Genomic DNA, 11,583 nt, shown 5'->3' with positions numbered 1-11,583 from the left:
GCCGTCAGGCAGCGGGACGCAACCGTTCGAACCGAGAGACGCGGGTTCCGGCCCGGGGTGTTCCGGTGATCCAGGCATCGAGGCGGGCGAGGTTCATCGCGGTGGCGGTGAAGAGGTGTTGAAGGCGGGTCTTCGGGTGGCTGCGGTATCGGGACCGCCGGAGACCGAAGGCCCGGACGCCTTGTGAGACAGTGGCCTCGATGCCCTGTCGGTGCTGGTAGACGTCCCACCACTCAGGCGTCTTCTGGTCAGCGCGGTTTCTCTTCATGGCGTCGTGCGCGGCTCTCTCCCTCAGCGTGATCTCCCGGCCTCTGCCGGCCTTCGACGGCGCGCACGCGTTTACGTCTGGGCAGGCCCGGCAGTCGGAGGCGAGGAACCGGACCCTAATCACGGGGATACCGCGCGAGGAAACGCGCGGATACCAGCTGTCCGCGACCCGGTCGTTGGGGCAGGTCACCTGTTTGTTCTCCCAGTCCACGGCGAACGCGTCCGTGGCGAACTTGCCGGAGGACTGGGTGGTGGTGTTCTTGTTGATCGGCCCCACGAGCTTGATGCCCGCTTGTTCGGCGTCGGCCAGGCCCTGGGCGTCGATGTAGTTGGCGTCGACCAGGTGCACGGTGGGGAGTCTGCCGTGAGCACGCAGGTCAGCGTGGATGGCATCCATCATCTTCAGGTCGTTCACGGACGCGTCGGTGGTGGCGACGTGAGTGATCAGGTTGGGTGCGTCCGGCTCACATGTCTCGGTCAACTGCACCAGATAGCCGGTCCAACTGGTGCCGCGCTTGGCTCCGGCACGAGCGTCGGTGTCGTACGGCGAGAAGGGCCGTAACCGGCCCGGCGGCACGTTCTTCGCATCCCGCTCACACACGGCCCCGTCGACGACCTGGAAGTTCTGCACCCAGACCTGCCGCAGCAGCTCAACCGCCTCCAGTGACCGCGCCTCGCGCGGAGCCTGCGGGGAGAAGACCGCTTCCAGCAGACTCATCCCATCGGCCCCGGCCTGCCCGATCCATGCCTTGCGCTTCTCCTTGCCACGGGGCAGCCTCGCCTCCTCCACCCGGTGCCCATAGCGGTCGAACCACGCCTCATCCGTCTGCGCGGCCAGCCACTGCGGAAACGCCGCGGCCAGCGCGTTCAAGGCCGACCGCAGCGTCTCCCCGAGCATCTCCACATGGTTGACCACCCGGATCGCCGCCAGAACCCGGGCGGAATCGGTCCGGGCCCGGCCCGACGTCTTCAACAGCCCCCGCTCCTTGGCCGCCCGGAGCACCTGCTCGAAGAGTTCATCAGCCATCTGCCCCTGAACCAGACGGGCGCGAAACTCGCTCAGCACGGAATAGTCGAAGCCGGTATCGGTTAGCTCCAGTCCGAGCGCGTATTTCCAGTCGATCCTCACCCGGACCGCGGTAGCAGCCTGCCGATCGGACAGTCCTTCAGCGAACTGCAACACCGTGACCAGTGCCAATGCCCCTGGAGGCACCGCCGGACGGCCCCGGCGCGGGAACAGCGAGGCGAACACCTCTCCAGAAAAGGTGTCCGCGAACTCATCGCGCAGCCGCATCGCCAGCGTGCCGTCCGGACATACCGCCCGAGCCACCCGCTCCGTCTCCACCGGAATCTCACCCAACCCGGGCTCCTGCAGCGACACTGACACCCTCCCCAAACGCACTGTCGGCCTTCACCACCCACAACCAGGTGATGAAGGCCGACGTCACGCACAGGGGCCGGACCTTTTACCAACAGTGTCCGGGCGGCGCGGCCCCGGGGTCAGAAGGTGACCGGCAGCCGGTGCGGGCCCCGGATGAGCATGCCCTCGCGGTAGGCCAGCGCGGCCGGGTGGGCGTCGAGCGCGAGGTCGGGGCAGCGCTCCAGGAGCGAGCGGATGGCGACGCGCGCCTCCAGCCGGGCGAGCGGCGCGCCGAGGCAATAGTGGATGCCGTGGCCGAAGGCGAGGTGACCGCGTGCGTCGCGGTGGATGTCGAACCGCCTCGGCTCGGCGAAGCGGCCCGCGTCCGTGTCGGCGTCGGCGATCGTCGCCAGGACCACCTCGCCGCCGCCCGGGATCAGGGTGCCGCCGATCTCCACCGGCTCGACGGTGAAGCGGAACGTGGAGGTCTCCACCGGGCCGTCGTAGCGCAGCATCTCTTCGACAGCGTTGTCCAGGAGCGAGAAGTCGGCCCGCAGATCGGCCAGTTGATCCGGGTGGCGGAGCAGCGCGAGGACGCCGTTGGAGATCAGGTTGACGGTGGTCTCGTGCCCCGCGACCAGCAGCAGCCAGGCCATGGCGAGCAGTTCGTCGTGGGAGAGCCGGTCCCCGCTCTCGTCGATGGTGCGGATCAGGCCGCTCAGCAGATCGTCGCCGGTCTCGTCGCGCTTCTTGACGATCAGGTGGCCGAGGTACGTGCGGACCTCCTCCATCGCCGTCATCTTCTCCGTGTACGGCGCGGGCCCGACCACGAAGTTCGACCACGCGCGGAACTCCTCGCGGTCCGCGTAGGGCACGCCGAGCAGTTCGCAGATGACGCTCATCGGCAGCGGGAAGGCGAGCGCGTCGACGAGGTCCGCGCCGCGCGCGCCGTCGGCCACCATCGCGTCGAGGAGTTCGTCGGTGAGCTGCTGCACGCGCGGCTCCATCGCCGCCACCCGGCGCGGGGTGAACGTCCGTACCACCAGCTTGCGCAGCCGCGTGTGGTCCGGCTGGTCGGTGTTGAGCATATGGGCGCCGAGCGGCTCGAAGCCGATGTTGGCGGACTCGGAGGCGCTGTCCAGCCGCTTGGAGAGGCGGTCGTCGCCGAGCGTGGCGCGCACCTCGTCGTAGCCGACGACGAGCCAGGCCGGAATGCCGTCGGCGAGCGTCACACGGTGTACGGGGCCGCGTTCGCGCAGCTCCGCGTAGACGGGGTACGGATTGCGTACGAAGTCCTCGCCCATCGTCGACAGGTCGATGATCTCGAATGCTTCGGTTGTCACAGGGACCCCCATTCGACGGGATATCACCGGGGTAACGCCCGGACAGATCACGATCGTTCCCTAGTTTCCTCAACTCTGCATGCGGAGCGGGCAGCTCCGAGCGCTTCGCCCGGAACTGCCCGCAGACATCCCGAATCCGTCGAATCCGTCGAATCTGTCGAATCCGTTGGAGTCGTTGGAGTCGTTGACGTTGTCGAGGTCGTCGGAGTCGCTAGCCGAGGACGGCCGGCTTGAGGACCTCCTCGCACCACTGGCGGAAACCGGTGGGCGTGGTCTCGGGGGTACTCGGCTGGGCGGCGCCGTAGAAGCCCTGTTCGTTGAGTGCCGTCATCATGTCGGCGGCGCTCCGCGCCCAGCCCTCGCTCGCCCCGGAGGCCAGCAGCTGCGCCCGGTAGGCCGCGCCGTCGACCGGCTGGAGGCGGACCGGGCGGTCCAGCACCTCGGAGACGATCCCGGCCATGTCCTCGGGCGACAGGTCGTCGGGCCCGGCCAGCGGTACGTCCTCGAAACCGGTCCAGGAGTCGTCGAGCAGCAGCCGGGCCGCCGTGGCGGCGATGTCGCGGGTGGTGCAGGTGCGGAGGACGCCGCTGCCCGGAATGGCCACCAGGCCCGCGTCGCGGATCAGCCCGGCCTGGGCCACCAGGTTCTCCATCAGGAACGGCGCGCAGAGCGCCCGGTAGTGCACGCCCATCCCCGCTATCGCCTCGTCCATGGCGAGCGAGGCCGAGATGATGCCGGCGTTCTTCGCCGTGCCGCGGCCCAGGGTGGAGACGCCGACGATCCGCTCGACGCCGCCCCGCGCGCCGGTCACCTCGCGCAGCGGCTCGGTGAAGTCGCGGAAGTGGTCCTCCGCGCCGGGGACGCCGGGGGTCGGCGGGACCAGCCAGAACAGGCGGTCGGCGCCCTGGCACGCCTTCTTCAGGTTGTCGGGGTCGGCGTGCGTCCCCTGGACGACCTCGACGTTGGCGCGTACGTGGGCGGGGAGGCGGGCGGGGTCCCGGACGATCACCCGGATGCCCGTAGCACTGCCGGCGCCGTTCGCGCCGCCCTTGGCGTCGAGGAGGCGGTCGAGGACCTCCCGGCCGATCTGGCCGGTCGGGGTGGTGACGACGATCATGAACAACTCCACTGAAGAAACTGAAGAAACTGCGGAAACTGACGAAACCGGCCGGTACGGGCGAGCGCCTGGCGGGCTGCCGTCGAGCTTGCTGCGCGGGCGGCCCGAACTGAAGGTCCCGCCCGCTCCCGCTTGTTACCCTCAGGGCAATACCGCCCTGTCGCTGCGCGCCTGGGGGGGGCCGAACGGGAAGAAGGTGAGGGCATGGAGTCCCGACCGCTGCGCTACTTCGTCGCCGTCGCCGAGGAGCTCAACTTCGCCCGCGCCGCCGAGCGGCTCGGCATCTCCCCGCCGCCCCTCTCCCGCGCGATCCGCCAGTTGGAGACGGAGATGGGCGTCACGCTCTTCGAGCGGAGCACCCACAGCGTGACGCTGACCCCGCCCGGAACGGTGCTGCTCGCCGAGGCGAGGATCGCCCTGGACGCCCTCCAGGCAGCCGAACGGCGGACCCAGCGGGCGGCAGCGGACGAGCCGAAGCTGATCCTGGCCACGAAGGCCGACGGGGACGCGGGGCTGCTGGAGCCGATCCTCGCGCGCTTCGCGTCGGAGCCCGAGGCCGTGCCGGTCGCCGTCCGGCTCTGCGGCTGGCACGAACAGGCGAAGCTCCTGCGCCGCGGGGAAGCCGACGTGGCGCTGGTCCACGAGCCGTTCGACCGTACGGGCCTGGACTCCGAGCCGCTGGCCTCCGAACAGTGCGTCGCGGCCATCGCCGCCACCCATCCGCTCGCCGACCAGGACCACCTGGCCCTCGCCGACCTCGGCCTGCTCCCCGAGGATCTGCCCCGGTTCGTCCACGAGACCCGCTCCTCGGGCCGCGACCTCGCCCAGCTGCTCACCCTCGTGGCCCTGGGCGGCCCCACTCCCCTGCTGCCCACCTCCGTCGCTGCCCGTTACCCCCGCCCCGGCGTCGTCTACCGCCCCGTACCGAACACCCCGCCCGCGGTCCTCTCCATCGCCTGGCCCCAGCAGTCCCGCTCGACGGCCACGGCGGCGCTGGTCCGTACGGCGATGTCCGTGGCGGAAGAGGCCGCGCGGAACGGCTCCTAGGAACCACCCGGTCACCGCTTTACGAGCACCTTACGGCCAGACTTTTAGCCTGCCTTCAAGCTCGCCTGCAAGCTTGGCTGTAAGCCTGCCTGCAATACCCATGCAGACCGAAGAGGGAGAAGCAGAGACATGACCGATGAGCTGCGCAAACTCAATATCGCGATCCTGGTGTGCCCCGGCTACATGCCGGTCGACATCATCGGCATCCACACGGGCCTGGGCCTCCTGCCCGACGTGAACGTGCATCTCGTCTGGAAGAACCTGGACGAGATCATGGGCTCCCCCGCCTTCCCCACCCGCGCGACCACGACCTTCGAGGACTGCCCGGCCGAGCTGGACGCCCTGTGCGCGGGCGCCGTGCCCCTGGACGTACTGGAGGACACCGAGACGCTGGAGTTCCTCGCCGACCGGGGCAGCCGCGCGCAGTGGGTCGCGGGCGTGTGCGTGGGCAGTCTGCTGCTGGGCGCGGCCGGGCTGCTCCGCGGGTACCGGGCCACGACCAACTTCCATGTGCACGACCTGCTGCCGTACTACGGGGCGACCCTGGTGCCCACCAACAACGTCGTGGAGGACCGCAACCGCCTCACCGCCGGCCCCGCGACCGGCAGCATGGAGATCGCCCTGCGGCTGATCCAGGATCTGCGCGGCACCGAGGCCGCGCGCCGGGCCGAGCTGACCATGGAGTACGCGCCGCGGCCGCCGTTCGGCGTCGGCACTCCGGAACTGGCCGGTCCCGAGATGACGCGGGCCGCGCTGGCCGAGGCCGCCGGCATGAAGGCCCCGTTCCTCGACTCCGCGAAGCGGGCGGCCGAGCGGCTCGGGGTCGCGGTCCCGGCAGCCTGATCATCGCGGCCGGCGGCCTGGGACACTGATACCGGACAAGTCCAGTACGAGCGGACCCCGGTAGGGAGAGTCACAGGTGAGCAAGGCGCCGGAGAGCGCACTGTCGACCGTCATGATGATGATCGTCACCGGTCGGCGGCTACAGGAGCGGCTGGAGGCCCGGCTCGCCGACACCGGCCTGTCGATGCGGCTGCTGGGGGCGCTCGGGCACATCTCCCGCGACGCCGACCTGTCGTACAGCGACCTGGCCCGCCGCGCGGGCGTCACGAGTCAGAGCATGCGCGCCACCGTCCTCCTGCTGGAGGAGATGGGGGCGGTGGAGCGCAATCTGCGCGGACAGGGGCACCGCGCGCAGTTGGTGCTCACCCGGAAGGGCCGCGACCTGCTCACGAAGGGGCGGGACCTCGTGTCCGAGCTGGACGAGGAGTTCCTGGCGGTCGCCGGGGCGGAGCGGAAGGAAGCGCTGGACGAGGCCTGCCGCCGCGCCCTGGCGGCCGCTCTGTCCGCCGAACGGCCCCCGGTTCCGTAAAAAGCCGAAGCCGGCGCTCAGTCCGCGCGCGGCCTGAGCAGGTCCTCGAAGAGGGTGTCCACCAGGTCGTCGGGGATGTCGGCCCCCGTCAGGGCGCGGTAGACGAGCGGGCCGACGAGGGCGTCGAGCGCGGCGTCGGGCCCGAGGGCGGGCGAGATCTCTGCGGCGTCGATGACGTGCGCGAGCATGGCGCGCTCCTGGTCCCGGCGCGGGCCGAGATAGCGCTCGTGGAAGCTCTTGGCCGTGGCGGGGTGGTGCTGCGCCTCGGCGAGCAGCGCGAGCAGGACCTTGCCCGCCGGGTCGCGGGTGAGGAATCGCGCGAAACCGCGCAGATAGCCGCGGACGGTCTCGGCCGTGGGCCGCTCCGTCGGCACGGGCAGGCTCTTCTCGCTGTCCGCGATGAGCGTGTCGAGGAGGATCTCGACCTTCGACGGCCACCAGCGGTAGATCGTCTGCTTGGCGACCCCGGCGCGCCGCGCGATCGCCTCTACGGTCAGGCCGCCGAAGCCGTGCTCGTCGAGCAGATCGTCCGCGGCGTGCAGCACAGCCAGCCGCGCGGCCTCGTCCCGCCGGCTGCCGGACCGCGGCCTGCGGGGCTGTGAGCTGGTGTCGGGCATGCGCGACACCCTACCCGGCGGCGGGACGCATTCCGGGGCATTGCCTAGACGCGACGTCGCGTCTACTCTAAAGCGCACCGTCGCCATCTCCACCACCGCTGAGGAGCGCATGTGTCCACGACGCCCGAAAACCACCGGCAAGACCGACAAGCACGCCGAGCCCTCGTCATCGGCGCCTCCCGGGGGCTGGGCCTCGTCCTCGTGGGCGAACTCGCCCGGCGCGACTGGCAGGTCATCGCCACGACGCGCAAGGACGGCGGCGCACTGCGCGCCGACGCCGACGCCTCGAACGGACGGCTGACCGTCGAATCACTGGAGATGAACGACCCCGGGCAACTGGCCGCGCTGCGCGAGCGCCTGGCGGACCGCCGGTTCGACCTGCTCTTCGTCAACGGCGCGGTCAACCGGGGGAACCTGTCGATCGACCAGGTGCCGACCGACATGTTCACCGAGGTGATGATCACCAACGCGCTGAGCCCGCTGCGTGTCCTGGAGTCCCTGCGCGGCCTCGTCGCGCCCGGCGGAACGGTCGCGGTCATGTCCTCCGAGCAGGGCAGCGTCTCGCAGAACACCGAGGACGGCTACGAGCTCTACAAGGCCAGCAAGGCCGCCCTCAACCAGCTGATGCGCAGCTACGCCACCCGGTACGCCGACGACGGACACACCAAGCTGCTCGTCGACCCCGGCCACAACCGCACCGAACTCGGCGGCTTCGACGCGCCGCTCGACCCCGCGGAGAGCATCCCCGCCGTGGTCGACGTCCTCGAAGCCCAGGCCGGCGCCCCCGGCCTGCGATTCCTGGACCGCCACGGCGAGCCCGTGCCGTGGTAGAGCGGCACGCCGAAGGGCCGGAGTGGCCCCTCGGCCCTCCCCGCGGCCCCTTGAGGAACCGCCCCCGGCTCCGGCCCCTACGGAACTTCGACGTCCGCCAGGCGGGCCAGCAAGTCCGACGCGCGCTTCGCGACGGCGTCGCGGTCGCCTTCGGAGAGGGCGCTGCCCATGCCGCAGGCCACGGCGCCGGCGGCGATCCACTCCGGGGCGTTCTCCAGGGTCACGCCGCCGGTGGGCAGCAGCGCGGCCTGCGGCAGCGCGGCCCGTACGTCCTTGATCCAGCGGGGGCTGTACCCGGAGGCGGGGAACAGCTTGAGGGCGTCCGCGCCCAGTTCCATGGCGGTGACGATCTCGGTGGGCGTGGCGACGCCGGGGAAGACCGGGATGCCGTACCGGTGGCCGGTGCGGATGACCTGGGCGTCCAGGCCCGGGGAGACCAGGAAGCGGGCCCCCGCGTCGATCGCCATCCGGGCGGCGGGCGCGTCCAGCACCGTGCCCGCGCCGATCATGACGTCGTCGCCGACCTCGCGGGTCAGGGTGGTGATGGACTCCAGCGCGAACGGGGTCGTCAGCGAGATCTCCAGACTGGTGATGCCCGCGGAGAGCAGGGTGTCTGCCGTCGCCGTCGCGTGGTCGTAGCTGTCACTGCGGATGATGGCGAAGACCCGTTGCGCGAGCGCGGCCCGGGTGATCTCCCAGCGGTACACGGCAGTTTCGCCGCCCTTCTTGATCTGGGTGTCGATGGTGGTCGGTGGCCGTTGCCCGCGGTGGCGCGGCCGACGGCCGCGGTGCGGGGGCGTGGGGCAGGAGGCCATGGTCAGCGGTGCACCGCGTCCGTGCCGTCGGTGAAGGCGGCGAGCGCCCGGTCGCGGCCGGCCGCGCTGGGCAGCCCCTCGGTGTCGGTGGCGGTCTGCACGCAGAGCGCGGCGACGCAGGCGGCCTCGGCGAGCGCGCGGGGCTCGGGCAGCCCGCGCAGCACCCCGGAGAGATAGCCCGCGGCGAAGGCGTCGCCCGCGCCCACCGGGTCGGCGACCGGCACCTCGTAGGGCGGCCGGTCCCAGCGGCCCTCGGCGGTGACGGCGGTCGCCGAGTGGTCGGCGCGCTTGATGACGACCGTACGGGCCCGGCCCGCCAGCAGGTCGGCGGCGGCCTCGTCGGCGGAGCGGCCGGTGAGCGTCTCCAGCTCGCCGTCGCCCGCCAGCACCAGGTCGGCCTCGGCCAGCAGCGGCCCGACGATCTGCGCCCACTGGGCGGCCCCGCCCAGCTTGCGTCGCACATTGGGGTCGAAGGAGACCAGGGCTCCGGCGGCGCGCGCGAGTTCGATGAGGCGCTGCGTGGCGGCCGCCGCGGACGGCGACAGCATCGGGGTGATGCCGGATATGTGCAGCAGCCGGGCGCCGTCGAGCGCTTCGGGGCGGATGTGCTCGGGCGCGAGCTGGGAGGCCGCCGAGCCCGCCCGGTAGTACTGCACGTCTATGGCGCGGTGCGGATGGCTGTCGCGCAGCAGCATGCCCGTGGGGGCCGCGTCGTCCAGGTCGACGTGGCCGACGTCGACGCCGTCGGCGCGCAGTTCGCGCAGGACCGCCTCGCCCGCCGGGTCCGCGCCCAGCCTGCCGATCCAGCGGGTGCGGTGCCCGAGCCGGGCCAGGCCCGTCGCCACATTGGACTCCGCGCCCGCCACCGAGCGTCGAAACCGTACGGCCCGTTCCAGCGGTACGCCGGGGTCGGCGAGCATGAGCAGCATCGCCTCTCCGCAGGTGACCGCCTCGGGCGCGTTTGCCACCGATGCCACTGATGTCACCGAGTGCCTCCCCGATCGCTGTTTCTTCCGAAACGTTATCCGGAGGTTCCGACAATCGGACCCCGGGGGGAGCCGCCGGTCGCGAGAAGGCGTGCGAGGGGGAGCGTAGCGGCACCCATGGTGACGGCGTCGGGCCCGGCCCGGCCGAGTTCGATGGCGGCCCGTTCGTAGGGGTGGCGCAGGGCGTAGGCGGCGGCCGCCGCGCGTACGTCGGGCAGCAGCCGGGGGCCGAGCAGCAGCCCGGCCCAGCCGCCGAGCACGATGCGTTCGGGGTTGAAGAGGTTGACGAGATCGGCGATGCCCGCGCCGAGGTACTCGGCGGTCTCCTCCAGCAGCCGGACCGCCGTGAGGTCGTCGGCGTCCGCGGCGGCGAGGAGTTCGGCGAGCGCGCTCTCCTGGGTGTGGCCGCGGTAGCCGCCGGGCGGCCCGCCGCCCGCCTCGCGCCAGCGGTCCAGGATCGCCGCGGCCCCGGCGTACGCCTCCAGGCAGCCGCGCGCACCGCACCGGCAGCGCCGCCCGCCGACCTGGAGCGTCGTATGGCCCCACTCGCCCGCGCCGCTGGTCGCGCCGGCGAGTGGGCTGCCGTCCACGACCACGCACGCGCCGACGCCGGAGCCGAGCAGCGCGATGACGGCGTTGCGCGCGCCCCGTCCCGCGCCGAACCACAGCTCGGCCTGGCCGAGGGTCTTCGCGCCGTTGTCGATGTGCAGGGGGAGGTCGGTGGAGCGGCGCAGCAGCGCTTCGAGGGGGACGGCGTCCCAGCCGATCGTCTGACCGTGCACCACGGCGCCGCGGGGTACGGGGGCGGAGTCGCGTACGGGGCCAGGGCCTGAGTTACGTACGGGGCCGGGGCCGGGGGCGCGTACGAGGCCGGGGCCGCGCGAACTCCCGTCCGCGAGGTGGCCGTTGCGGGCGGGCGGAATGCCCGCGCGGTGCTCAGCAGAGCGCTCCTCGGCGGCTCTCTGTGCGGCCCCGTACTCGGCCGTCCCGTACTCGACGATGCCGGGCACGCCGATGCCCACTCCGAGCACCGCCCCGGCGTGCTCCGGGACCTCGCCGAGGACGGTGGAGAGCCCGTCCAGGATCAGCTGGACGACGAGGCCGACATCATGGTCGACGTCATGGCCAGGGCCAGGGCCGAGGCCGACGTCATGGCCGAGGCCGGAGCCGGAATCGCGAGAGCCGCCCGGGTCGCCGCCCAGGGTCCGCTCCGTACGGGATATCTCACGGAGCGTCAGGTCGAAGAGGCCCACGCGGATCCGGGTCTCCCCCACGTCCACACCGATCAGGCAGCCGCTGCGGGGCGCGACGCGCAGAAGCGTACGGGGGCGGCCGCCGTCCGAGCCGACGGAGCCGGCCTCCTCGACGAGGCCGTCCGCGAGGAGTTCACCGACGACGTTGGTGATCGAACCGGAGCTGAGGCCGGTGGCCGGTCCGAGCTCCTGTCTGCTCAGCGGGCCCTCGAAGTACAGCCGGCGCAGCACGGCGGACCTGCTGCCGCGGCGCAGGTCCCGGACCGTCCGCTGGTTGCGTTCACTCATCGTGACTTCCTCCCTGGCCTGAACATATCGCTGCGCGGAGTCTTGACGCGACCTTCTCTCACTACTTAACTCACGGTTTGAATTAAGGCATGAAAGGGACACGAAAGAGGCACGGAACCATTCGGCCCACAGAACCACTCCGCGCACTGAACCATTCGGCTCACTGAACCAGTCGACTCACAGCACCATTCGCCCCACGAAATGCGGCTCTTGAAAAAGCGATGCCATCGGACACCGGACCCAGCCACCCTTGAGAGGGGCCACCGACCATGCGCAGAATCCGGGCC

General features: G+C 71.5%; 11 protein-coding genes. 4 read left to right on the top strand and 7 right to left on the bottom strand.

The genetic code is table 11. The features are described from left to right. Window positions 1-4 precede the first annotated feature (4 nt). The 3 genes from ACFU99_RS17105 to ACFU99_RS17095 form a co-directional block, all read right to left on the bottom strand. The gene (locus ACFU99_RS17105; RefSeq protein ID WP_384392211.1) at window positions 5-1,648 is read right to left on the bottom strand and encodes an IS1182 family transposase; all 1,644 of its coding nucleotides are present in this window, start codon (window positions 1,646-1,648) and stop codon (window positions 5-7) included. 119 nt (window positions 1,649-1,767) lie between these two features. After that, window positions 1,768-2,982 (bottom strand): cytochrome P450, encoded by a 1,215-nt coding sequence (locus ACFU99_RS17100; protein WP_384392208.1) that lies wholly within the window; start codon window positions 2,980-2,982, stop codon window positions 1,768-1,770. Window positions 2,983-3,181: 199 nt separating this feature from the next. Then, window positions 3,182-4,087, bottom strand: a complete 906-nt coding sequence (locus tag ACFU99_RS17095; protein WP_384392205.1) for an NAD(P)H-binding protein — start codon at window positions 4,085-4,087, stop codon at window positions 3,182-3,184. Window positions 4,088-4,291: 204 nt separating this feature from the next. Between ACFU99_RS17095 and ACFU99_RS17090 the strand changes: the two genes are divergently transcribed. The 3 genes from ACFU99_RS17090 to ACFU99_RS17080 all read left to right on the top strand — a co-directional run bounded on the left by ACFU99_RS17090 (window position 4,292) and on the right by ACFU99_RS17080 (window position 6,506). Continuing rightward, on the top strand, window positions 4,292-5,134 hold the full coding sequence (locus tag ACFU99_RS17090) for a LysR family transcriptional regulator (protein WP_384392202.1): 843 nt from the start codon (window positions 4,292-4,294) through the stop codon (window positions 5,132-5,134). Window positions 5,135-5,263: 129 nt separating this feature from the next. Next, window positions 5,264-5,977, top strand: coding sequence for a DJ-1/PfpI family protein (locus tag ACFU99_RS17085; RefSeq protein WP_384392199.1), 714 nt, complete (start codon window positions 5,264-5,266; stop codon window positions 5,975-5,977). A gap of 76 nt (window positions 5,978-6,053) precedes the next feature. After that, window positions 6,054-6,506 carry a MarR family winged helix-turn-helix transcriptional regulator gene (locus ACFU99_RS17080; RefSeq protein ID WP_384392196.1) on the top strand — a complete coding sequence of 151 codons (453 nt, stop codon included), beginning with the start codon at window positions 6,054-6,056 and terminating at the stop codon, window positions 6,504-6,506. A gap of 17 nt (window positions 6,507-6,523) precedes the next feature. Here ACFU99_RS17080 and ACFU99_RS17075 read toward each other — a convergent pair whose 3' ends face one another. Beyond that, on the bottom strand, window positions 6,524-7,123 hold the full coding sequence (locus ACFU99_RS17075; protein ID WP_384392193.1) for a TetR/AcrR family transcriptional regulator: 600 nt from the start codon (window positions 7,121-7,123) through the stop codon (window positions 6,524-6,526). 111 nt (window positions 7,124-7,234) lie between these two features. On the opposite strand from ACFU99_RS17075, the gene ACFU99_RS17070 reads away from it, so the two are divergent. After that, complete coding sequence (locus ACFU99_RS17070; protein ID WP_384392190.1) at window positions 7,235-7,954, top strand: SDR family NAD(P)-dependent oxidoreductase; 720 nt, start codon at window positions 7,235-7,237, stop codon at window positions 7,952-7,954. 77 nt (window positions 7,955-8,031) lie between these two features. Here ACFU99_RS17070 and ACFU99_RS17065 read toward each other — a convergent pair whose 3' ends face one another. From ACFU99_RS17065 to ACFU99_RS17055, 3 genes are all read right to left on the bottom strand, one after another. Further along, complete coding sequence (locus ACFU99_RS17065; protein WP_384392217.1) at window positions 8,032-8,661, bottom strand: bifunctional 4-hydroxy-2-oxoglutarate aldolase/2-dehydro-3-deoxy-phosphogluconate aldolase; 630 nt, start codon at window positions 8,659-8,661, stop codon at window positions 8,032-8,034. A gap of 110 nt (window positions 8,662-8,771) precedes the next feature. Continuing rightward, window positions 8,772-9,698, bottom strand: coding sequence for a sugar kinase (locus tag ACFU99_RS17060; RefSeq protein WP_384392214.1), 927 nt, complete (start codon window positions 9,696-9,698; stop codon window positions 8,772-8,774). Between the two features lie 92 nt (window positions 9,699-9,790). Next, complete coding sequence (locus ACFU99_RS17055) at window positions 9,791-11,296, bottom strand: ROK family protein (protein ID WP_384392187.1); 1,506 nt, start codon at window positions 11,294-11,296, stop codon at window positions 9,791-9,793. Window positions 11,297-11,583: the final 287 nt, after the last annotated feature.

The organism is Streptomyces sp. NPDC057654 (assembly GCF_042800135.1).
GTDB lineage: Bacteria > Actinomycetota > Actinomycetes > Streptomycetales > Streptomycetaceae > Streptomyces.
Note: the sequence above shows the minus strand (reverse complement) of the source record. Positions and strands in the feature narration are given on the sequence as shown.

Coding starts and splice junctions, on each gene's coding strand:
- ACFU99_RS17055 (WP_384392187.1), bottom strand. CDS start 11,296: ATGAGTGAACGCAACCAGCGGACGGTCCGGGACCTGCGCCGCGGCAGC.
- ACFU99_RS17090 (WP_384392202.1), top strand. CDS start 4,292: ATGGAGTCCCGACCGCTGCGCTACTTCGTCGCCGTCGCCGAGGAGCTC.
- ACFU99_RS17100 (WP_384392208.1), bottom strand. CDS start 2,982: ATGGGGGTCCCTGTGACAACCGAAGCATTCGAGATCATCGACCTGTCG.
- ACFU99_RS17095 (WP_384392205.1), bottom strand. CDS start 4,087: ATGATCGTCGTCACCACCCCGACCGGCCAGATCGGCCGGGAGGTCCTC.
- ACFU99_RS17060 (WP_384392214.1), bottom strand. CDS start 9,698: ATGCTGCTCATGCTCGCCGACCCCGGCGTACCGCTGGAACGGGCCGTA.
- ACFU99_RS17075 (WP_384392193.1), bottom strand. CDS start 7,123: ATGCCCGACACCAGCTCACAGCCCCGCAGGCCGCGGTCCGGCAGCCGG.
- ACFU99_RS17085 (WP_384392199.1), top strand. CDS start 5,264: ATGACCGATGAGCTGCGCAAACTCAATATCGCGATCCTGGTGTGCCCC.